We start from the raw sequence: 22,351 nt of genomic DNA, 5'->3' as shown, positions 1-22,351 counted from the left end.
GCTACGAGATGGTCCGCCGCGACACCACCCGCCGCGAACACCACGTGACCACTGAGCACGGCATCGGCCGAATCGCGAGCGGCCTCATCATCTGGCTAGCCGCCCGCGACTTCCAAAACACGGCCTAGACGCGGGCGCGAGGAAGGTACTCGTCAGCGCGCCGTCGGACGGCGCCGACGTCACGATCGCGTTCGGGGTCAACACCGACGCGTACGACCCGGTCGTGCACACGATCGTCTCGAACGCCTCCTGCACCACCAACGCGCTCGCGCCGCTGGCCGTGGTCCTCGACCAACTCGCTGGTATCGAACACGGGTTCATGACGACGGTGCACGCCTACACGCAGGAGCAGAACCTGCAGGACGGTCCGCACCGCGACGCCCGTCGAGCCCGGGCCGCGGGTGTCAACATCGTGCCGACCACGACCGGCGCCGCCAAGGCGATCGGCCTGGTGCTGCCGAACCTCGCCGGCAAGCTGTCGGGCGACTCGATCCGGGTACCCGTGCCGGTGGGCTCGATCGTCGAACTCAACACGACCGTCGCCCGCGACGTGACGCGCGACGACGTCCTGGCGGCGTACCGCACCGCGGCGGAGGGGCCGCTCGCCGGCATCCTCGAATACTCGGACGACCCGCTCGTGTCGTCCGACATCACGGGCAACCCCGCCTCGGCGATCTTCGACTCGGCCCTCACCCGCGTCGACGGCCGCCACATCAAGGTGGTCGCCTGGTACGACAACGAGTGGGGCTTCTCGAACCGAGTGATCGACACCCTCGAGTTCCTGGCCACCACCCGCTGACCGGACGCCGGGGCGATACGGGATACGCGATACCTCGCTCCGGCGACCGCGCCGGTGCTCCCGCCGATCCGGGGACGGCGGGAGCCCTGGGGCGGGGCGCCAAGGAGCAGTTCTCAGGCGTCGATGTCCAGTGCTGTTCCGTACAGCCGGTCTGCCTTCAGACGGATCACCAGTCGGCGCTCGGCCACCAACTCCTCCAGAAACGCCTGTTCGTCCTGCGGCCGGGCCTCCGCCGGGATCATCGCGAGCAACTCCCGCCCGACCGCGTCGCCCGGGACCGTCGTGGCCTCGGACGCCTCCGCCTCGCCCTCCGCGACAGCGAACGACCACACGTCGCCGCCCGACACATGCAGCGCCGCACGCGGGTCTCGTCGCAGGTGCTTGACCTTGATGCGGTCGGCCGTGGTGGAGAACCGCACGACGCGGGTCTCCGGATCCCAGCTGTAGACCATGGTCGTCAAGTGGGCATGACCGCTGCGCTTGTTGGTGGCGAGGGTGCCGAACTGCTGCTTGCCCAGCAGGTCGGAGAGGGCTTCGTCGGACAGGGGTCGTGGTGCGGGGCGTTGGGTCATGAACCGGGTAACTGCCCACCCAGAGCCCGGCATTCCAGGGCAGTCGGGATTCGGAAACCAGAAGTCGTAAACCAGAAGTCGGAGACCGGGGACCGGAGATCAGAAGCCGGGAGCGACCGCCTGCCTCCGCAAAGGTGGCAAACCGCAGGTGGCCGTCTCGTCGACCCTTTACTGTGCGTACATGATTCGCTGCGCACCGCAGCCGCCCGAGGAGGAATTCTGTGTCGTCGCCCTGCGATCCCCAGCACGCTCCCGTCGGCGACGTGGGCGCGGCGCTCCTGGTGATCGACTCTCACCTCAAGAGCGTCCACGACGGCAAGACCGGGGCCGATCCCGAACAGAAGAAGCTGATGGAGCAGTTCGCCGCGTCGTTGGGTCCCACGGGGGCCGATGACCTGGTGGATGGGGCGTGCACCCTCATCTACATGTTCATGACGTGGCTGCGTAAGGCCCACGAGGAACACGACAAGGACGTCGTCGAGTACGTGGTCCCCACCCTCGTGGCCTCGATGCGCATGATGCCCAGGAGTGTCCGCCCCGAAGTGATCCCCACCATGGCCGGCCTGGTCATCGCCGCGGGCACCGGCCTGAGCCCCAACCTGTGGCGCCAGCAGTACGGAGACTGGACCGAGGCCGAGATGACTCCCCTGGAGGCCACCGCCTTCCTGCTCGCGGAGCACATCAACCGCATCACCGAGGACCCCGACTTCGCCACCCGCATGATCAGCGAAGCGCTGTCCAGGTCGGTCGACGAAGACTGAGGGCCCCTGGCGTCGGAAGGCCGAGGGCGCGGCACCGGGCGTCAGGTGACTGGGAGGGCCGTGAGGGGGTGGGAATCGCCCCCGAGGGCACCACCTTCCGCCGCCTTCTCCCACACCGACACATGCTTCGTGCTCTCGCTCGTGAACGGCTCCCGCGTCCACCCGTCCCACCGCTCGCGCAGCCGCATCCCGGCCAGCTGGGCCATCAGGTCCAGCTCGGACGGCCACACGTACCGGAACGGAATCGAGCGGTACGACCCATGTCCGTCCACCACCTCGACATAGTTCGAGCTGGTCGCCTGGGTAGCGATGTCGTACACGTCGAAGGCCCAGCGGGTCGGGCTCGTGTGGAACGGTACGACGTTCTGGCCGGGCGGCAGCTTGCGCAGCTCGGGGACCATGACCTCGACGACGAAGGTCCCGCCGGGAGCCAGCTGCGCCGCGATATTGCGGAAGCATGCCACCTGCGCCTCCTGTGAGGTCAGGTTCATGATCGTGTTGTAGACGAGGTAGGCGACCGAGAAGTCCCCGTCCGTCGTACCTGCCCTCGTCGCCGAGAAGTCCCCGATCGTCACCCCGATCGCGTCCCCGCCCGGTTTGGCCCGCAGCCGGGCCACCATCGCCCGGGACATGTCGATGCCGTGCACCTCGACCCCGCGCCGCGCCAACGGCAACGCGATACGACCCGTCCCGATCCCGAGTTCGAGGGCCCGCCCGTCACCGGCCAGCTCTGCCAGAAAATCGGCCGCCGGCTCGATGGCGGCGGCCGTGAACATAGGGGAGGAAGGGTCGTCATACCTCGCGGCTACGGGTTCCCCGAAGTAGCCGTCACCAGTACCAGTACCAGTACCAGTAGCGGTACCAGCCTTGTCATCGTCGTCTGCGGCTCGGCCCTCGTCGGATCCGGCGTCTGAGGCAGTCACCGGGGGACCGTACTGCGGGGCGCGACTGCGAAGCATCCGAATTTGGCAGCGGACCGACCGACCGCACCGACCGACCGGACCGACGGGATCGAGGCCCGCCCCCCGGAAGCCCTCCTTTCAATGCAAGCATGCTTGCTTGTTTCTGGTCGCGCTGCCATCCTTCGGAAACGCACCGCATCACGCCGCAACACCCGGCACGCCGTCGTGCCCGAAAGGAAGCGCCTCGTGTCCGACCCGTCGGCCGTCATCGACGACCTGCGCCAGGAAGGCGCCCAACTCGACCGTCTGGTCGCCGAGTTGGGCATCGAGCAGTGGGCCCTCGACACCCCGGCCCCCGCTTGGACCGTCGCCCACCAGATCGCGCACCTCGCCTGGACCGACCACTCCTCCGTGCTGGCCTTGACCGACCGGGCCGCCTTCGACCGTGAGGTGGAGAACGCGCTGACCTCGCCAGGGGACTTCGTGGACAACGGCGCCGAGGAATGGGCGGGGAAGCCGCCCGCGCGGTTGCTCGCGGACTGGCGGGCCGGGCGCGAGGCCCTGGCGGACGCCCTGCGCGCGGCACCCGACGGGGCACGGTTCCCCTGGTACGGGCCGCCGATGTCCGCCGCCTCCATGGCGACCGCCCGGCTGATGGAGACCTGGGCCCACGGCCTGGACGTGGCCGACGCGCTGGGCGTGCCCCGGATCGCCCCCACCGCCCGGCTCCGGCACATCGCCCGACTCGGGGTCCGTACCCGCGACTTCGCGTTCGGTGTGCACGGGATGACCCCGCCGTTCGACGAGTTCCGCGTGGAACTCGTCGGACCCGCAGGGGAGTTGTGGACGTACGGTCCGGAGGACCCGAAGCACGCGGTCGGCCTGGTCACCGGCCCCGCCCTCGACTTCTGCCTCCTCGTCACCCAGCGCGCCCACCGCGCCGACCTCGCCCTGCGCGCCGAAGGCGAGGACGCCGACCAATGGCTCGACATCGCCCAGGCCTTCGCGGGACCGCCGGGCAAGGGACGCGCACCGACGGGGGACGGACGCGCACCGACGGGGGGCGACGGACAGTGACCGCCCCCCGGGGCCACCTGGCCCCCCTCCGCATAGGCAACGCATCCGGCTTCTACGGCGACCGTTTCGACGCCATGCGCGAGATGCTCACCGGCGGCCGACTCGACGTCCTCACCGGTGACTACCTGGCCGAGCTGACCATGCTCATCCTGGGCCGCGACCGCCTCAAGAACCCGTCGGACCCGACGGCCGGGTATGCCCGCACCTTCCTGCGCCAGTTGGAGGAGTGCCTCGGGCTCGCCCGTGAGAGCGGTGTACGGATCGTCGCCAACGCCGGTGGCCTCAACCCGGCGGGCCTCGCGGAGAACGTCAGGAAACTCGCCGACCGACTCGGCATCCCGGTGCGCGTCGCCCACGTCGAGGGCGACGACCTCACCGCCAGTCACCCCAACAGCCTTGCCGCACATGCCTACTTGGGCGCCTTCGGCATAGCCGCCTGTCTGCGCGAGGGTGCGGACGTCGTTGTGACCGGCCGGGTCACCGACGCCGCCCTCGTCGCCGGGCCCGCCGCCGCCCACTTCGGCTGGGGGCCGGCAGACCACGACCGGCTCGCGGGCGCGGTGGTCGCCGGGCATGTGCTGGAGTGCGGTACGCAGGCCACCGGCGGCAACTACGCTTTCTTCGCCGAGCACATGGGCGACTCCGGGTCCGTCCTCCGCCACCCAGGCTTCCCCCTCGCCGAGATCCACCCCGACGGCACGAGCGTCATCACCAAGCATCCAGGCACCGGCGGCGTCGTCGACATCGGCACGGTCACCGCCCAACTCCTGTACGAGACACAGGGTGCCCGGTACGCCGGGCCCGACGTCACCGCCCGCCTCGACACCGTCCGCCTCACCCAGGAGGGCCCCGACCGGGTACGTGTCCACGGCGTACGAGGGGAAGCGCCCCCGCCCACCCTCAAGTTGGGCCTCAACCGGCTCGGCGGATTCCGCAACGAGGTCACCTTCGTCCTCACCGGGCTCGACATCGAGCGCAAGGCCGAGTTCGTCCGGGACCAGCTGGAAACCGCGCTCTATGCGGCCAAGTCCCGCCCGGCTGAGGTGAGTTGGACCCTCGCCCGTACTGACCACCCCGACGCGCCCACCGAGGAGACCGCCAGCGCCCTGCTCCGGCTAGTCGTCCGCGACCCCGACCAGAACACCGTGGGCCGCACCCTCAGCGGCGCCGCCGTCGAACTCGCCCTCGCCAGCTACCCCGGGTTCCACGTCCTGGCACCCCCCGGAAAGGGCGCCCCCTACGGGATCTTCGAGGCGGAGTACGTCCCGCAGGACGCCGTGGACCACGTGGCCGTCCTCGACGACGGACGCCGGATCCCCGTACCCCCGCCGCACGACACCCTCGTACTCGAGGAGCAGCCGAAACCGCCCCTGCCCGACCCCCTGCCGCCCGGCCCGGCCCGCCGCGCCCCGCTCGGGCTCGTCGCCGGTGCCCGCAGCGGTGACAAGGGCGGCAACGCCAACGTCGGTGTCTGGGTGCGCACGGACGAGTCCTGGCGCTGGCTCGCGCACACCCTCACCGTCACCCGATTCCGCGAACTGCTCCCGGAAACTGCCGACTTGACCGTCGTACGTCACACCCTCCCGCACCTGCGCGCCCTCAACTTCACCGTCGAGGGCATCCTCGGGGAGGGCGTCGCCGCGCAGCACCGCTTCGATCCGCAGGCCAAGGCGCTCGGCGAATGGCTGCGCTCCCGGCACCTCGACATACCGGAGGCACTGTTGTGACGGTCCTGACCTCCAGCCTCGACACTACGGGCAACACCGGCACCACGGGCACCATGGACTCCGAATACACGTCCCACCGCGAGTCCATGCTCGGCAAACTCGCCGCCCTCGACGTCGAACACGCCAAGGCCCTCGCGGGCGGCGGCGAGAAGTACGTCGCCCGGCATCACGCCCGCGGCAAGCTTCTCGCCCGGGAACGCATCGAGCTGCTCCTCGACCCCGACACGCCCTTCCTGGAGCTGTCGCCGCTCGCGGCCTGGGGGAGCGAGTACGCCGTCGGGGCCTCCCTCGTCACCGGGATCGGGGTGGTCGAGGGCGTCGAGTGTCTGATCACCGCCAACGACCCGACCGTGCGCGGCGGTGCCAGCAACCCCTGGAGCCTGAAGAAGGCCCTGCGCGCCAACGACATCGCGCTCGCCAACCGGCTGCCCTTCATCAGCCTCGTCGAGTCCGGCGGCGCGGATCTCCCGTCCCAGAAGGAGATCTTCATCCCCGGGGGAGCCGTCTTCCGCGACCTCACCCGGCTCTCCGCCGCCGGGATTCCCACGGTGGCGGTGGTGTTCGGGAACTCGACGGCCGGTGGGGCGTACATCCCCGGTATGTCCGATCACGTGATCATGGTCAAGGAGCGCGCCAAGGTGTTCCTCGGCGGGCCGCCCCTCGTGAAGATGGCCACCGGGGAGGAGAGCGACGACGAGTCGCTGGGCGGCGCCGAGATGCACGCGCGCGTGTCGGGCCTCGCCGACTACTTCGCCCTCGACGAGCACGACGCCCTGCGCCAGGCCCGCCGGGTCGTCGCCCGCCTCAACCACCGCAAGGCGTACGCCGATCCGAGCCCGGCCGACGTCCAGCCGCCCAAGTACGACGCGGAGGAGCTGCTGGGGATCGTCCCGGGCGATCTGAAGGCGCCCTTCGATCCCCGCGAGGTCGTCGCCCGTATCGTCGACGCCTCCGACTTCGACGAGTTCAAGCCGCTCTACGGGACCAGTCTCGTCACCGGCTGGGCCACGCTGCACGGCTATCCGGTCGGCATCCTCGCCAACGCCCAGGGTGTTCTGTTCAGCGCCGAGTCGCAGAAGGCCGCCCAGTTCATCCAGCTCGCCAACCAGCGTGACATCCCGCTCCTCTTCCTCCACAACACCACCGGCTACATGGTCGGCAAGGAGTACGAGCAGGGCGGCATCATCAAGCACGGCTCGATGATGATCAACGCGGTCTCCAACTCCCGCGTCCCCCACCTCTCCGTCCTCATGGGGGCCTCGTACGGCGCCGGGCACTACGGCATGTGCGGGCGCGCCTACGACCCCCGCTTCCTCTTCGCCTGGCCCAGCGCCAAGTCCGCGGTCATGGGCCCCCAGCAGCTCGCCGGCGTGCTGTCGATCGTCGCCCGCCAGTCGGCCGCCGCGAGGGGGCTGCCGTACGACGAGGAGGGCGACGCCGCGCTACGGGCCATGGTGGAGCAGCAGATCGAGGCCGAGTCCCTGCCCATGTTCCTCTCCGGGCGGCTCTACGACGACGGCGTCATCGACCCGCGCGACACCCGAACCGTCCTCGGCCTGTGCCTCTCCGCGATCCACACCGCCCCCTACGAGGGCGCCCGCGGCGGCTTCGGCGTCTTCCGGATGTAAGGAATCAACACAGTGCCCGAGGAATCGACCGACTCAGCAGCATCAGCAGACCCGACAGCATCAACAGTGATCACCTCTGTACTCGTCGCCAACCGTGGCGAGATCGCCTGCCGGATCTTCCGCACCTGCCGTGAGCTGGGCATCCGGACGGTCGCCGTGCACTCGGACGCCGACGAGAACGCCCTCCACGCGCGCGTGGCCGACGCGGCGGTACGGCTGCCGGGGGCCGCCTCCGCGGACACGTATCTGCGCGGCGACCTGATCGTGCGGGCGGCTCTGGCGGCGGGCGCGGACGCCGTGCACCCCGGGTACGGGTTCCTCTCCGAGAACGCCGGTTTCGCACGTGCCGTACTCGACGCGGGGCTCGTGTGGATCGGCCCGTCCCCGGCCGCGATCGAGGCGATGGCGTCCAAGACGCGCGCCAAGCAGCTGATGGGGCTCAAGCCGCTGACGGACGTCACCGAGGCCGACCTGCCGGTACTGGTCAAGGCGGCGGCGGGCGGCGGCGGGCGCGGTATGCGCGTAGTACGCGAACTCGCGGACCTGGAGGGCGAGTTGGAGGCGGCGAGGGCGGAGGCCCACAGCGCCTTCGGCGACGGCGAGGTCTTCGTCGAGCCGTACGTGGAGGGCGGGCGGCACATCGAGGTCCAGATCCTGGCCGACACCCACGGCACGGTATGGGCGCTCGGCACCCGGGACTGCTCCCTCCAGCGCCGCCACCAGAAGGTGATCGAGGAGTCCCCGGCCCCCGGAATCCCGGAGACGCTCACCGCGGAACTCCATGAACTGGCCGTACGGGCGGCCCGTGCCGTCGACTACACGGGCGCCGGCACGGTCGAGTTCCTCGTGGGGAAGGGGAACGGGGGTGGTGTCGGCAAGGCCCACTTCCTGGAGATGAACACCCGCCTCCAGGTCGAGCACCCGGTCACGGAGGCGGTCTTCGGCATCGACCTGGTGGCCCTGCAGATACGCGTCGCGGAGGGCTGTGCTCTCGCGGCTCTCGAAAGCGGCCCCCCACGCGCGCGTGGCCATGCGATAGAGGCCCGCCTGTACGCCGAGAACCCGGCGGCGGCCTGGACCCCGCAGACCGGCACCCTGCACCGCCTCGCTGTCCCGGCAGCGGAGAACATCCGCCTGGACACCGGGTACGCCGACGGCGACACGATCCCTGTCCACTACGACCCGATGCTCGCCAAGGCCGTCGTACACGCCCCCACACGCGCGGAGGCGATCCGCAAACTGGCGGGAGCCCTGGAACGGACGACGATCCACGGCCCGATCACCAACCGCGAGCTCCTCGTCCGCTCGCTCCGCCACCAGGAGTTCACGACGGCCCGGATGACCACGGGCTTCTACGACCGCCACCTCCCCTCACTCACCGAGCCGACCCCCGACCCGTACGCCCCCTTGGCCGCGGCCCTCGCCGACGCCCACGGCCGCTCCCGCTTCGGCGGCTGGCGCAACCTCCCCGCCCAACCGCAGGTCAAGCGCTACGCGACGGCGGACGGCGAGGAACACGAGGCGACCTACCGCCACACCCGCGAGGGCCTGACGGCGGAGGGGGAAGGGGAGGGGGAGACGGAGGGGGTACGGGTCGTGCACGCCGACGCGCGTCTCGTCGTACTCGAAGTGGCAGGCGTACGAAGGAAGTTCGAGGTGACGAGGTACGGCGACGAGATCCACGTCAACAACACGACCCTCACCGCCCTGCCCCGCTTCCCGGATCCGACGGCACAGCACGCCCCGGGTTCCCTGCTGGCACCCATGCCGGGGACGGTGGTCCGGGTGGCGGAGGGCTTGGCGGTGGGAGCCCCCGTACAGGCCGGACAGCCCCTCCTGTGGCTGGAGGCGATGAAGATGGAACACAAGATCGCCGCTCCCGCGACGGGCACGCTCACGGCCCTTCACGCCACACCTGGGCAACAGGTAGAGGTCGGCGTGTTGCTGGCAGTAGTGGATCAGACCTAGGGGCGCGGGTCTGTGTTCAATTTGCGGCTACCGCCGCGTGGGCGCGACAAGCCACAACGGGCCCGCACTCATCACACAACCGACCCCCCTCCCCCTGAGGACCCCTGATGACCGCGATGATCGAATCCGAAGAGCACAAAGCACTCCGCACCGCAGTAGCCGCCCTCGGCAATCGCTACGGCCGCGCCTACATGACCCAAGTCGTCGCCGACGGCCGCCACACGGACGAACTCTGGTCCGACGCCGCCAAACTCGGCTACCTGGGCGCCAACCTCCCCGAGACCTACGGCGGCGGAGGCGGCGGCATAGCCGAACTCTCCATCGTCCTCGAAGAGTTGGGCGCCGCAGGTTGCCCCCTTCTCATGCTGGTCGTCTCCCCGGCGATCTGCGGCACCGTGATCGCCCGCTTCGGCACGGACACCCAGAAACAGGACTGGCTCCCCGGAATCGCCGACGGCACCCGCACGATGGCCTTCGGCATCACCGAACCCGACGCCGGCTCCAACAGCCACCGCATCACCACCACCGCCCGCCGCGACCCGGACACCGGCGACTGGCTCCTGACCGGCCGCAAGGTGTTCATCTCGGGCGTCGACATCGCGGACGCGGTCCTCATCGTCGGCCGAGCAGAGGACTCCCGTACCGGTCGCCTCAAGCCCTGTCTGTTCATCGTCCCGCGCGACGCCGAAGGCTTCACCAGGCGCCGGATCGACATGGACATCGAGTCCCCGGAGAAGCAGTTCGAGCTGACCCTCGACGACGTACGGCTGCCCGTCGGCGCGCTCGTCGGCGACGAGGACGCCGGGCTGCTCCAGCTCTTCGCCGGCCTCAACCCGGAGCGCATCATGACGGCCGCGTTCGCCATCGGCATCGGGCGGTACGCGCTGGACACGGCCGTCCGGTACGCCAAGGAGCGCACCGTCTGGAAGGAGCCCATCGGCGCCCACCAGGCCGTCGCGCATCCGCTCGCCCAGGCGCACATCGAGCTCGAACTGGCCCGCCTGATGATGCAGAAGGCCGCCGCGCTGTACGACGCCGGTGACGACGTCGGCGCGGGCGAGGCGGCCAACATGGCCAAGTACGCGGCCGGCGAGGCCTGTGTGAAGGCCGTCGACCAGGCCGTGCACACCCTCGGCGGGAACGGCCTCACCCGGGAGTTCGGGCTCGCCTCGTTGATAACGGTCGCCCGCGTGGCTCGTATTGCTCCGGTGAGCCGGGAGATGATTCTCAACTACGTCTCCCACCAGACCCTGGGCCTGCCCAAGTCGTACTGACCCGGCACAGCTCGACCGTACGCGGCCCGACCGGCACGGTATCGCGCGAGGAGGAACCATGTTCCGCAGCGAGTACGCAGACGTCGAACCCGTCGATCTCCCCATCCACGAGGCGGTGTTGGGCCGGGCCGCCGAGTTCGGCGACGCGCCCGCCCTCGTCGACGGCGTCGACGGCACCACCCTCACGTACGACCAACTGGACCGTTTCCACCGGCGGATGGCCGCCGGACTCGCCGAGGCGGGCGTCCGCAAGGGCGATGTCCTCGCCCTGCACAGCCCGAACACGATCGCGTTCCCGACCGCCTTCTACGCCGCCACGCGCGCGGGTGCCACCGTCACGACCGTGCATCCGCTCGCCACCGCCGAGGAGTTCGCGAAGCAGCTGCGCGACTCGGGCGCCAACTGGATCGTCACCGTCTCACCACTTCTGGAGGCGGCCCGCGAGGCGGCCGAACGGGCGGGCGGCGTACGGGAGATCTTCGTCTGCGACAGCGCGCCCGGGCACCGCTCGCTCATCGACATGCTCGCCTCGACCGCGCCCGACCCGGAGATCGACATCGACCCGGCAGAGGATGTGGCGGCCCTCCCGTACTCCTCCGGGACGACCGGCATCCCCAAGGGCGTGATGCTCACGCACCAGTCCGTCGCCACGAACCTCGAACAGCTCGCGCAGTGCGTGTCCGTGACCCCGGGCGACCGCATCCTGGCGGTATTGCCGTTTTTTCACATCTACGGGCTGACCGCCCTCATGAACATGCCCCTCAAGCAGGGCGCAGCCGTCGTCGTCCTGCCGCGCTTCGACCTCGACACGTTCCTCGCGGCCATCGAGAAGCACCGCATCACCGGCCTGTTCGTGGCCCCGCCGATCGTCCTCGCCCTCGCCAAGCACCCGGCGGTCGCGAACCACGACCTGTCGTCCCTGGAGTACATCATCAGCTCCGCCGCTCCCCTGGACGCGGCGCTCGCCGCCGCCTGCTCGGAGCGGCTCGGGCTGCCCCCGCTCGGCCAGGCGTACGGCATGACGGAACTGTCCCCGGGCACCCACGTCGTCCCCCTGGACGACATGCGCGCCGCCCCTCCCGGGACGGTCGGCAAGCTCCTCCCGAACACCGAGATGCGGATCCTCTCCCTCGACGACCCCGACCGGGACGCCGACGCCGACGAGGCCGGCGAGATCGCCATCCGCGGCCCCCAGGTGATGAAGGGCTACCTCGGGAACCCCGAGGCGACGGCCGCGATGATCGACACCGACGGCTGGCTGCACACCGGGGACGTCGGCCGCGTCGACGACGACGGCTGGCTGTTCGTCCTGGACCGCGTCAAGGAACTCATCAAGTACAAGGGCTTCCAGGTGGCCCCCGCCGAACTCGAAGCCCTGCTCCTCACACATCCCGGGATCGCCGACGCGGCCGTCATCGGCGTCTACAACGAGGACAACAACGAGGTCCCGCACGCGTACGTGGTCCGCCAGCCGTCCGCCACCGACCTCTCCGAAGGAGAGGTCATGATGTACGTCGCCGAGCGCGTCGCCCCGTACAAGCGCGTCCGGCAGGTCACCTTCATCGACGGCGTACCCAGGGCCGCCTCGGGCAAGATCCTGCGCCGCCGACTGAGGGAGAAGTCTTGACACCGACACCGACACCGGAACCGGCAGTGACCTCCACGCGCGCGCGTGGCATCGCCACACTCACCCTGGACGCGCCCGCGACCCGCAACGCCCTGTCCGCGCATCTGGTGCGGGGTCTGGCGGACGCGCTCACGGACTGCGGCAAGGACCCGGCCGTACGCGCGGTCGTCCTCACCCACACCGGGAACACGTTCTGCGCGGGCGCGGACCTGAAGCAGCCGCCCGACCCGGCGGCCTTCGTCGGTCTGCTCCGGCAGCTGCTGGAACTGCCGAAACCGGTGGTCGCACGGGTGACCGGACATGTACGGGCGGGCGGCCTCGGCCTGCTGGGCGCGTGCGACCTCGCGATCGGCGGACCGGAGACGTCGTTCGCGTTCACCGAGGTACGGATCGGGGTGGCGCCCGCCGTCATCTCGATGCCGCTGCTCCCCCGCATCGACCCCCGAGCCGCCGCCCGCCACTACCTCACCGGCGCCCGTTTCGACGCCGTGGAGGCGGCCCGTACCGGCCTGCTCACGGAGGCGGCCGAGGACGTCGACGCGGCCCTGGAGCCGATCCTCGACGGGCTGCGCAGGGCGGCGCCGGGCGCTCTGGCAGAGACGAAGAGGCTGCTCACGGCTAAGGTGCTGGAGATCTTCGACCGGGACACCAGCGAGCTGACCGCCCTGTCGGCACGGCTGTTCGCCTCCGCCGAGGCCCGCGAGGGGATGACAGCCTTCCTCGAACGACGGGACCCGGTATGGACGCTTTGACACGCGAACCAAGACGCGAACCGAAGCGCCAATCAAGACGCGAACCCAAGCAGGACCGCAGCCGGGCGACCCGCCAGCGTCTGCTGGAGGCCGCCGTGGCCTGCCTCGCCGAACACGGCTGGGCCGGCTCCACGGTCTCCGTCGTCGCGGAACGCGCGGGCGTGTCCCGGGGCGCCGCCCAGCACCACTTCCCGACCCGCGAGGACCTGTTCACGGCCGCCGTCGAGTACGTCGCCGAGGAGCGGTCCACCGCCCTGCGCGCCCTCTTCCCCGAGGGCGCCGCCGACCGCCGCGCGGTGGTCGCGGCCCTGGTCGACCTCTACACCGGCCCCCTCTTCCGCGCCGCCCTCCACCTCTGGGTGGCCGCCTCGAACGAGGAGCAACTGCGCCCGCGTGTCACCGAGCTGGAGGGCCGAGTGGGTCGCGAGACACACCGTATCGCCGTAGAACTGCTGGGCGCCGACGAGTCACGGGCGGGCGTACGGGAGACGGTGCAGGGCCTGCTGGACATGTCCCGGGGCCTGGGCCTGGCGAACCTGCTCACGGACGACGGCGGACGCAGGGACCGGGTGGTGGCCCAGTGGGCGACCCTGCTGGACGAGTCCCTGGACCGCCCGGCACCGTGACCCGGCGGGCGGTGGCCGACTGCCGGGGGACGGCTGCCAGTGGCCGACTGCCAGTGGCCGACTGTCAGGGGACGGTCGTCAGGGGCTGAGCCGCTCCACGCGCCAGCTCCCGTCCGCCTCCGCCAGGTACCGCAGCCGGTCGTGCAGCCGGTTCTCGCGCCCCTGCCAGAACTCCACCGTCTCCGGGGCCACCCGGTACCCGCCCCAGTTCGGCGGCACCGGCACCTGCTCGCCCTCCGGATAGCGGGCGGCCAACTCGGCGTAAGCGCCTTCGAGTTCGTCCCGGGAGCGGATCACCGAGGACTGCTCGCTGGCCCAGGCGCCCAGCTGGGAGCCGTGCGGCCGGGTGCGGAAGTAGGCGGCCGTCTCGTCGCGTCCCGTACGGCGCGCGACGCCCGTGACGACGACCTGGCGGCTCAGCGGCAGCCAGGGGAACAGCAGCGAGATATACGGATTGGCGGCGAGATCGCTCCCCTTGCGGGAGCCGTAGTTGGTGAAGAAGACGAAACCCTGCTCGTCGTACTGCTTCAGCAGCACGGTGCGGGAAGAGGGCCGCCCGGCGGCGTCGGCGGTGGAGACGACCATGGCGTTGGGTTCGACGAGCCCGGCATCCGCGGCGGCCTGCCGGAACCAGCGCGCGAACTGCTCCATGGGGCCGTCGGCCAGCTCGCCCTCGGCGAGGCCTATGGAGCGGTACTGCCTGCGCATGACGGCGGGGTCGACGGGATCGAGTGGGCCGTGGGAGGGGGCGGCGTCGGGGTCGGTCACACAGTCATCCTGCCGTATCGGCGCCGTCATCGAGCGGCACCGAGTGGCACTGAGTGCCGCAAGGGCTCCCCAAAGGTGGCACTCGGGGATATCGTGCTGTTGCCCCTCCGGTTGGACGACCGGCCGAACGGGGCATCAGCCAGGTGACCGTTTCGGACCGCGAGCAGTGTGAAATGGCCGTGGAACCGCACTGGACACAGATTTCGCGCACCCCGGCCGCACGGCCGTACCCCTGTCGCACACATCAAGAGGAGCCGCCTGATGTCCGACTTCGTACCCGGACTTGAGGGAGTAGTCGCTTTCGAGACGGAGATCGCCGAACCGGACAAGGAGGGTGGCGCACTCCGGTACCGGGGCGTCGACATCGAGGACCTGGTCGGCCGCGTCTCCTTCGGCAATGTCTGGGGCCTGCTCGTCGACGGCGCCTTCAACCCCGGCCTGCCGCCCGCCGAGCCGTTCCCGATCCCGGTGCACTCCGGTGACATCCGGGTGGACGTCCAGTCGGCGCTGGCGATGCTCGCCCCCGTCTGGGGCCTGCGCCCGCTTCTCGACATCGACGAGCGGACGGCCCGCGACGACCTGGCCCGCGCCGCCGTCATGGCCCTGTCGTACGTTGCCCAGTCGGCGCGTGGCCAGGGCAACGCCATGGTCCCGCAGCGCGAGATCGACAAGGCGCAGTCCGTCGTCGAACGCTTCATGATCCGCTGGCGCGGCGAACCGGACCCGAAGCACGTGGCCGCGGTGGATGCCTACTGGACGAGCGCGGCCGAGCACGGCATGAACGCGTCCACGTTCACGGCACGCGTGATCGCGTCGACGGGCGCGGACGTGGCGGCGGCCCTGTCGGGCGCGGTCGGGGCGATGAGCGGCCCTCTGCACGGAGGTGCCCCCTCCCGGGTCCTCGGCATGATCGAGGAGATCGAACGCACGGGCGACGCCGAGGCGTACGTGAAGCAGGCCCTGGACAAGGGCGAGCGACTGATGGGCTTCGGTCACCGTGTCTACCGGGCCGAGGACCCACGCGCGCGCGTGCTGCGCCGCACGGCCCGTGAGCTGGGCGCCCCGCGTTTCGAGATCGCCGAGGCCCTGGAGAAGGCCGCGCTGGCGGAGCTGCACGCCCGCCGCCCGGACCGGGTCCTGGCGACGAACGTCGAGTTCTGGGCGGCGATCGTCCTGGACTTCGCCGAGGTCCCGGCCCACATGTTCACGTCGATGTTCACGTGCGCCCGCACGGCCGGCTGGTCCGCCCACATCCTGGAACAGAAGCGCACCGGCAGGCTCGTACGCCCGTCGGCCCGCTACATCGGCCCCGGCACCCGGGACCCGCAGGAGATCGAGGGGTACGAGGGCATCGCCCACTGAGGTCGGCACCCGGTCGGGCTGCCCTGACCGAGTACGAGTACGAGTACGAGTACGACGGACTGTGACCCGCTCCGATAATGTGACCCGCTCGAACGAGGGGAGACACAGCACATGCTGGTCGGGGCGGGAAACGGACGGCGCGGGCTGGTCCAGGTGACGCTGGTGCCGCTGCTGGTGGCGGCACTGGCGGGCTCACTGGCGGGCTGCTCGGAGGCAGCGGACGACGACGCGCAGGCGAAGACGAACGCGACCGCGAGCGCCTCGGCGACGGCGGCGGGGGCCGGGGCGGGCGCCAAGAGCGGCGGCAGCATCGGAGCCGACGGCTCGGCCTGCGAGCTCCCCATCACATTCGACATGGCCGAGCACTGGACGGCGGAAGCCGTCGACGAGCCTCCGCGTCAGGGCCCGGTCGCCCTCGTGTGCGAGGTGGACGCCAAGCCCGCCGGGCACATCGGCTTCCTGCGCGTCTGGACCGGCGATCCGGGCACCGACGACGCCCGCACGGTGCTGGAGGCCTTCATGGCCGCCGAGACCGGCGCGAGCAAGGCGCGGTACAGCACGTTCAGAACGGGCCCCCTCACCGGCGTCGAGGTGAAGTACGCGTACAAGACCGAGTTCGACGACGAGGCGAAGACCGAGCGCGCCCTCGCCGTCACGACCCCGCGCGGACCGGTCGTCGTACACCTCGGAGGCCTGGACACCGAGGAGCACGAGGCAATGCTCCCGGCCTACGAACTCGCGAAGCGAACCCTGAAGGCCTAGGGCCGGCCGGCCGAAGGGCTAATACGGGCGGATCTCAGGAAGGTGGCCAATTGCGCAGGGGCCGCAGTGGCCTTCCTCGCTTCCGGGCAGAGCAGCTTCATCACCGGCTCGAGCCTGTACGTCGACGGCGGCCTCAACCAGATCTGCGAGAGATCTGCGAGAGATCTGCGAGGCGGAACCAGTCCTGACCCGACACGGACGGTCCGACAGGACCTTGCCAGGACGAGGACGAGGACGAGGACGGGGATACGCAGACGACCCGCGAGCTCGGTCCCTCTGGACGAGGGGCCGGCCGGACGTGCCGGCGAGCTCGCGGGTCGGGTGACTGCGTTGGATTCGGCCGGCTGCGTGTCAGTCGCCCACGCTGGTCCGGCACCGCATTGAACGTGGTGGCGAGCCGCTAGCCCGCAGCCACCTCACGCGTCCGGGATACCTTCATTTACCCGATCACCTCCCTTCGGTGTAAACCACACCCTAGGAAGCGATCGACCGCGCATCAACCGATTTATCGGAGAGGTCGGGACGGCGGAGGCGACGCTGACGGCTGGGAAAGGCTGTCAGGCGGACTGCCCGAACTGGATGCCCCGGCCGTTGGTGGCCAGGTAAACCATGCCGGGGATGCGGGGGTCCCCGGTGATGGTCTCGCCGAGCCAGCCCCACTGGTGCTTGTCGTCGTTGATGCGCCGCCAGGTCTTCGCGGCGTCGTCGGAGCGGAAGACGCCGGTGACGCCTCCCACGGTGGCGACGTGGTAGATCGACAGGTAGGAGGCACCGTCGGCCTTCGCGCCGAAACCGAGTGTGAACGAGTCCTGGCAGCTCGTGATCTTCGCGAAGGACCTGCCGCCGTCGGTGGACCGGAACAGCCCGTTGCCCTTGGTGCTGAGCCACAGGTCACCGGAGCGTCCCGGTGCCGCGACCAGCTTGAACCCGGCGTCGCCGGAGGGGAGTCCGGTGGCCCGGGCCGCGAACGTCAGGCCCTTGTCGGTGCTGGCGAACAGCTTTCCGGTGGCGGTGTCGAACGCGTACAGGACCTTGGGGTCGACCGGGTCCGCCAGCGGTGTGGCACCGGCGGGGAACGAGGAGACCACCGACCAGGTGGCCCCGTTGTCCGTGGAACGCTGGGTCGCGTGCTTCGTGCCGTCCCAGTGGATGAAGGACCACACCAGCACGCTGCCGTCGGCGGTGGTGGCGATCGGTCCCGGTGCGTCCTTGGCGTCGGAGGGCTGGGCCTTGAAGGGCGTCCACGTCTGCCCGCCGTCGTTCGAGAAGGCGCCGTTGCCGTTGTCGCCCGTGCCCGTGCGGACCACGTACGACGGCTTGTTCGCGGCCTGCGCGAGGCCCGCCGCCGTGGTGAAGACGGGGTTGGTCGCCAGGCCGCCGGCCGGAGACACCGTGAGCTGGTTGTGGTAGAGCGTGCCGATGTCCCGTGAGCCGCTGAGCAGGTGTGCCTGGCCGGTCGGCGGCGAGATCAGGAAGAGCACCGACGTCTCCTCCAGGCCACGGATCTGCGGGGCCCACTTCTTCAGGTCGAGGGTGCCGTAGAGGGTGGCGCCGGTGCCGTAGACGATGTGCTGGGAGTCGAACGGGTCGATGGCGGCCATCTGGATCCACGAGCCGAAAATCGCCGCGTCCCTGCCCCACTTGAGGTAGGGGGTCTCCGACACGTCCATGGTCGCCGAGTCCTTGAGGGAGGTCCAGGTCCGGCCCCCGTCGGTGGTGCGGAACAGGGTGTCGCCCGACGACCAGCGGTCGTTGGTGGCAACGACGACGGTGCCGGCACGCTGGACGTCGACGGAGGCCCCGCCGTAACCGAAGCTGTCCGAGCTGCTGGGTTTCACCGGGGTGACATTGGTCCACTTACCGCTGGCGACGGCCAGCTTGTGCACGCTGCCGTCGGACTGGCCGTTGGGACCGGGGGCGTCGGCGTACGCCACGTACAGCTCGTCGGCGCGGGCGTCGTACGCGGCCCGCATGGGCAGCTTGGCCGTCGTCCCGGTCGGCTGCCCGGGGACGGGCACCCAGGTGGTGCCGTCAGTGGTGCGGTACAGGGTGTTCGCGGACGTCGAGCCGTCGCCGTCGCCCCAGCCGGCGTACAGGGTGCGCCCGACGGCGACGAGGAGGGTGACGCCCTGGCCGGAGGCGCTGGGCTTGGGCGGGAAGCCCGTCGCGGCGGCCCAGGTGGCGCCCCGGTCCGTCGACTTGAGGAGGCCGTCGTGCCGGGTGCCCAGCCACAGGGTGTCACTGTTGCGCGGGTCCAGGAGGAGGCGCTCGCCCGTGCCCCGGCCGTCCTCGTTGGAGCCGAGCTTCACGCTGAGGTCGGTACGGGTCCAGGTCGCCCCGCGGTCGTCGGAGCGCAGGAACGCGCCGTTGCCCGCCCACGACTGGGTGTAGGTGCCGAGGGCGAGATAGACGCGGTCCGGCTTGCCGGGGTCGATGGCCAGGGACTCGACGCCGAGGAGGTTCGAGTCGTCCTGGCTGACCCAGTCCAGCAGCGGGATCCAGCGGGCCGCGCCGTCGTCCCAGCGGTAGGCGCCGCCCATGTCGGTACGGGCGTAGGCGAGCCCCTTCACGGCGGGGTGGAACACCACACCGGTGACGAATCCGGTGCCGCCGATGAAAACGTTGCGCCAGTCGTAGGGCGTCGCGGCGGATGCGGCCCCGACCATGGATTCCGCGGCCTGGGAGCGGCCCTGGAGGGACGGAAGGCCGGCGAGCGCGGCGGTGACGGCGGTCCCGGCGAGCACGGAACGCCGACTCAGATCGGACGCATGCATGACATACCTCAATCTGTGGAGCTGAGGGGGGTGAGGTTGGGCCACGGTGTAGGTCGGTGACCGACTCACACGATGATCACTCCGGGTCATTGTGCATGCGTGCTGCGTAGTCAGCCGATTGGTTGCGCCGAAGGGTTGAGCGTGTTGTCGGGGCTCCGGGAAGCGTTCTACGGCGGGTTCTCGGAGGGTTCTGTGGCGGCTTCCGCGGGCGGTCACGCGGAGGGCTTCGCGGCGGCCTCTGTGGCGGCTGCTGCGGCGGTTGCTATGGCGGCTTCCGTGCGGGAAGGAACGTTCCTGTGGCCTGTAGCCCCGATGCGGCTCTTGCCGGCGCTCATTCGGTCGGCGCGCGCACCATGAACACGTCCACCGGGTCCTCGCGCTCGACCGCGAACCCGTGCCGCTCGTACAGCCGTCGGGCCGGGCTGCCCTGGAGCACGTTCAGCCGGACGAGGACGCCCTCGCTGTCGCACCGTTCCAGCAGTTCGCGCAGGACGCCCGAACCGATGCCGGTGCCCTGAAGCCCCGGGTTGAGGTAGAAGTGCTCCAGCCAGTGGGCGTCCTCGGCCGGGCGCATTGCCACGCAGCCCGCGAACTCGCCGCCCATCTCGATCACCCAGGTGTGGGCCGCCCCGAACCCGTCCCGGAACCGCTGCCGGACGCGCTGTTCGTCGTACCGCCCGAGCCGTTCCAGATCCGCCCGCATCACGACGGCACGCAACTCGGCGACCGCCTCGATGTCCGACGCCGACGCCGGTCGTATGTCCCAGTCCGCCATGATCGGCACGGTACTACTCCGTTGACGCCCTCCCGGAGCGTGCGATTTCCTGGCGCCGTGACTGATCTTCGTATCGTCCCCGTGAGTGACGTCGACGAGGCCGCGCTCGAGGACTGGCGCCACGTCCACAACCTGATCGTCCCGCCCGCCGCCATGTCCCTCGACGACGTGCGCGAGCGCGGTGCGCGGTTCCGGCTGGAGGTCGCGTATCTCGGGGACGCCCTGGTGGGATGCTCCACGGTTCGGCCGCCCACCGGTGACGATGCCGTGGCGACCGTCATCGCGCGCGTGCTGCCCGGTTTCCGGCGGCGAGGGTTCGGGGCCGAGTTGTACGGGCGAGGGCTCGCGCTCGCCCGGGAGCTGGGAGCCGGCCGGATCGAGACCGTCGTACTGGCCGCCAATGGGGACGGGCTCGCCTTCGCGCGCGGGCGCGGGTTCGTCGAGGTCGAGCGGTATGTGCTGGACGGTGAGAGCGACCTCTGGGTCGATCTGCGGCTGGCGGGCACGGGATCGTGAAGGCCGCGGGATCGCGAGGACCTCGGACATTCCGGACGGTCGGTTTGGTTCGGCGGTGCTGGGGCAGGAGGGGCTTGTTCCCGGACTACGGCGAATTTCCGCCGTACAACGATTTCCTCCGAACTTGGGGGAACCCGATGTGTGCTGTGTCACGTTCGAGTTGAATGATGGTGAGTGAGCGAACCGTCGCGCAGTACGTGCGTACGCAGCCGGCAGGGGGTCCAGGTGAGTGCTTCCCGGCGTAGTGGGACCACCGACGAGCTGGGACCGGACGAGCCCGAGAGGGACGGCCCGGAAGGCTCGGACGGAGGTGGCTTCGACCTGCTCGCAGCCCTTCTCGACGGCATGGACGCCGCCCTGTGCGCTTTCGACGTGGACGGGGTGGTCACCCACTGGAACCGGGAGGCCGAGCGGATTCTCGGCTGGACCGCCGCCGAGGCCGTCGGGCGGCACGGGTTCGCCGGATGGGCCGTGCGCAAGGCCGACGCCGAGGAGATCGAGGGGCGGCTGCTGTCCGCGATGCACGCCCCGGGGCGCCAGGTGCACGAGTTCGCGCTGCTGACCAAGGACGGCGGGCGCGTGCTCGTACGGACCCAGTCGGCCGCCGTGCGCGGGCCCGACGGCAAGCCCGCCGGGCTGTACTGCGCCTTCAGTGAGGTGCACGCGCAGATAGACCTCGAGCGGTCGATCGCGCTGAGCGAGGCCCTGTTCGAGGACGCCAGCTGGGGTGTCGTGCTCGTCGACGCCGATCTGCGGCCCGCCGTCGTCAACGCGCACGCCGCCCGCGCGCTCGGCACCGGCCGTACCGCCGTGCTCGGGCGGCCCCTCGGGGAGCTGCTCGCGCAGGGTGTCGAGGAGCTGGAGAGCGCGCTGACGCACGTCCTCGCCGAGGGCGCGCCGCCCGCGCCCGCCGAGATGTGGGTGAGCGTGCGGACGCCCGAGGGTGAGAAGCGGCGCTGCTGGCGGAGCGGGTTTTTGCGGCTGGCCTCGCCGCTCACCGAGGAGCCGGTTCCACTCGGCGTGGGGTGGCTGTTCCAGGACATCACCGAGAGCAAGCAGGTCGAGCAGGACGCGGCCCAGCTGCGGTTCCGCACCCACCAGCTGCACCGCGCCGCACGGGCCGCAGCCGAGTGCGAGGACCCCGCCGAGGCCGCGACCGTGCACCTGGACTTCGCCCTCGCGGGCTTCGCCGACCACGCGCTCATCGACCGGATCGCCGTCATCGGCGGCGAGGCTGCCGACGGTACGGCGGACGACGGGGACGGGCCGGTACGGCTGGTCCGCGCCGCCGCCACGCCCTCCGGCGCGCCGGGGCCCAGCGTCCTCGCCGGCCAGGCCGGACTGCCGGTGGGCTACGGCGACGGGCACCCGGCCCTGCAGTGCGTCGAGCGGGCCGGGTCCGTGCGGGCGAGCGCGGGGTCGTACGCCGCCGAGCAGGCCCACGCGTGGGCCGTCCAGCGCCGGTGGCCGCCCGACTCGGTCCACGCGCTGTGCGCGGTGCTGCGCAGCCGGGGGCGCACCCTGGGCGTCGTGACGTTCCTGCGGGGCGCCGGACGGAGCCAGTTCGAGCGCACGGACGCGATGTACGCGGAGGACGTGGCCACCCGCATCGCGACGGCCCTGGACCTCGCCGGGCTCGGTGGGCAGGACCAGGACCTCGACAGGTAGCGGGAAAACAGCC

The 22,351-nt window shown here is 70.7% G+C and carries 18 protein-coding genes and 2 pseudogenes; 15 read left to right on the top strand and 5 right to left on the bottom strand.

Annotated features, from left to right (window positions below; all coding sequences use genetic code 11):
• Window positions 1–124: 124 nt before the first annotated feature.
• Window positions 125–799: pseudogene (locus G3I56_RS19740) on the top strand (type I glyceraldehyde-3-phosphate dehydrogenase); the annotation flags it as partial.
• A gap of 113 nt (window positions 800–912) precedes the next feature.
• Here the strand turns inward: G3I56_RS19740 and G3I56_RS19735 are convergent.
• Window positions 913–1,371, bottom strand: coding sequence for a TIGR03618 family F420-dependent PPOX class oxidoreductase (locus G3I56_RS19735; RefSeq protein WP_164410642.1), 459 nt, complete (start codon window positions 1,369–1,371; stop codon window positions 913–915).
• Window positions 1,372–1,592: 221 nt separating this feature from the next.
• On the opposite strand from G3I56_RS19735, the gene G3I56_RS19730 reads away from it, so the two are divergent.
• A complete protein-coding gene (locus G3I56_RS19730; protein ID WP_164410639.1) occupies window positions 1,593–2,132 on the top strand; it encodes a hypothetical protein in 540 nt (179 codons plus the stop codon).
• 41 nt (window positions 2,133–2,173) lie between these two features.
• Here the strand turns inward: G3I56_RS19730 and G3I56_RS19725 are convergent, their stop codons facing one another.
• Window positions 2,174–2,908: a class I SAM-dependent methyltransferase gene (locus tag G3I56_RS19725; protein ID WP_343240005.1), complete on the bottom strand. Its 735-nt coding sequence runs from the start codon at window positions 2,906–2,908 to the stop codon at window positions 2,174–2,176.
• 372 nt (window positions 2,909–3,280) lie between these two features.
• Between G3I56_RS19725 and G3I56_RS19720 the strand changes: the two genes are divergently transcribed.
• The 8 genes from G3I56_RS19720 to G3I56_RS19685 all read left to right on the top strand — a co-directional run bounded on the left by G3I56_RS19720 (window position 3,281) and on the right by G3I56_RS19685 (window position 13,713).
• Window positions 3,281–4,111 (top strand): TIGR03084 family metal-binding protein, encoded by an 831-nt coding sequence (locus G3I56_RS19720; RefSeq protein WP_164410636.1) that lies wholly within the window; start codon window positions 3,281–3,283, stop codon window positions 4,109–4,111.
• Window positions 4,108–5,838, top strand: coding sequence for an acyclic terpene utilization AtuA family protein (locus G3I56_RS19715; RefSeq protein ID WP_343240004.1), 1,731 nt, complete (start codon window positions 4,108–4,110; stop codon window positions 5,836–5,838). Before G3I56_RS19720 ends, G3I56_RS19715 begins: the two co-directional genes overlap by 4 nt.
• A gap of 53 nt (window positions 5,839–5,891) precedes the next feature.
• Window positions 5,892–7,466, top strand: a complete 1,575-nt coding sequence (locus G3I56_RS19710; protein ID WP_164410678.1) for a carboxyl transferase domain-containing protein — start codon at window positions 5,892–5,894, stop codon at window positions 7,464–7,466.
• Window positions 7,467–7,532: 66 nt separating this feature from the next.
• Window positions 7,533–9,434: a biotin carboxylase N-terminal domain-containing protein gene (locus tag G3I56_RS19705; RefSeq protein WP_164410635.1), complete on the top strand. Its 1,902-nt coding sequence runs from the start codon at window positions 7,533–7,535 to the stop codon at window positions 9,432–9,434.
• A 107-nt stretch (window positions 9,435–9,541) separates the two neighbouring features.
• Entirely contained in the window at window positions 9,542–10,708 is a 1,167-nt protein-coding gene (locus tag G3I56_RS19700) for an acyl-CoA dehydrogenase family protein (protein WP_164410634.1), read from the top strand.
• Between the two features lie 58 nt (window positions 10,709–10,766).
• Window positions 10,767–12,335 (top strand): 4-coumarate--CoA ligase family protein, encoded by a 1,569-nt coding sequence (locus G3I56_RS19695; protein WP_164410633.1) that lies wholly within the window; start codon window positions 10,767–10,769, stop codon window positions 12,333–12,335.
• Window positions 12,336–12,361: 26 nt separating this feature from the next.
• Window positions 12,362–13,087, top strand: a complete 726-nt coding sequence (locus G3I56_RS19690) for an enoyl-CoA hydratase family protein (protein WP_164410632.1) — start codon at window positions 12,362–12,364, stop codon at window positions 13,085–13,087.
• Window positions 13,075–13,713 carry a TetR/AcrR family transcriptional regulator gene (locus G3I56_RS19685; RefSeq protein ID WP_164410631.1) on the top strand — a complete coding sequence of 213 codons (639 nt, stop codon included), beginning with the start codon at window positions 13,075–13,077 and terminating at the stop codon, window positions 13,711–13,713. The genes G3I56_RS19690 and G3I56_RS19685 overlap by 13 nt, the downstream gene beginning before the upstream one ends.
• 78 nt (window positions 13,714–13,791) lie before the next feature.
• On the opposite strand, the gene pdxH is transcribed toward G3I56_RS19685, so the two are convergent.
• Window positions 13,792–14,421, bottom strand: coding sequence for a pyridoxamine 5'-phosphate oxidase (gene pdxH / locus G3I56_RS19680; protein WP_164410677.1), 630 nt, complete (start codon window positions 14,419–14,421; stop codon window positions 13,792–13,794).
• A 321-nt stretch (window positions 14,422–14,742) separates the two neighbouring features.
• Here pdxH and G3I56_RS19675 point away from each other — a divergent pair, with 321 nt between their 5' ends.
• The 3 genes and pseudogenes from G3I56_RS19675 to G3I56_RS19665 form a co-directional block, all read left to right on the top strand.
• Complete coding sequence (locus G3I56_RS19675; RefSeq protein ID WP_164410630.1) at window positions 14,743–15,843, top strand: citrate synthase 2; 1,101 nt, start codon at window positions 14,743–14,745, stop codon at window positions 15,841–15,843.
• Window positions 15,844–15,954: 111 nt separating this feature from the next.
• On the top strand, window positions 15,955–16,605 hold the full coding sequence (locus G3I56_RS19670) for a lipoprotein (protein WP_164410628.1): 651 nt from the start codon (window positions 15,955–15,957) through the stop codon (window positions 16,603–16,605).
• 60 nt (window positions 16,606–16,665) lie between these two features.
• A pseudogene (locus G3I56_RS19665) lies at window positions 16,666–16,749 on the top strand (SDR family oxidoreductase); the annotation flags it as partial.
• 413 nt (window positions 16,750–17,162) lie between these two features.
• Here the strand turns inward: G3I56_RS19665 and G3I56_RS19660 are convergent.
• Both G3I56_RS19660 and G3I56_RS19655 read right to left on the bottom strand, forming a co-directional pair.
• Window positions 17,163–19,379 carry a sialidase family protein gene (locus G3I56_RS19660; protein WP_164410626.1) on the bottom strand — a complete coding sequence of 739 codons (2,217 nt, stop codon included), beginning with the start codon at window positions 19,377–19,379 and terminating at the stop codon, window positions 17,163–17,165.
• Window positions 19,380–19,710: 331 nt separating this feature from the next.
• A complete protein-coding gene (locus tag G3I56_RS19655; RefSeq protein ID WP_164410624.1) occupies window positions 19,711–20,154 on the bottom strand; it encodes a GNAT family N-acetyltransferase in 444 nt (147 codons plus the stop codon).
• Between the two features lie 57 nt (window positions 20,155–20,211).
• On the opposite strand from G3I56_RS19655, the gene G3I56_RS19650 reads away from it, so the two are divergent.
• Entirely contained in the window at window positions 20,212–20,670 is a 459-nt protein-coding gene (locus G3I56_RS19650) for a GNAT family N-acetyltransferase (protein ID WP_164410622.1), read from the top strand.
• A gap of 225 nt (window positions 20,671–20,895) precedes the next feature.
• The gene (locus G3I56_RS19645) at window positions 20,896–22,338 is read left to right on the top strand and encodes a PAS domain-containing protein (RefSeq protein ID WP_164410620.1); all 1,443 of its coding nucleotides are present in this window, start codon (window positions 20,896–20,898) and stop codon (window positions 22,336–22,338) included.
• The last annotated feature ends 13 nt before the right edge of the window (window positions 22,339–22,351 follow it).

Source organism: Streptomyces sp. SID12488, from assembly GCF_010548275.1.
Taxonomy (GTDB): Bacteria; Actinomycetota; Actinomycetes; order Streptomycetales; family Streptomycetaceae; genus Streptomyces.
The sequence above is the reverse complement of the archived record's forward strand: the minus strand, read 5'-3'. Positions and strand labels throughout refer to the sequence as shown.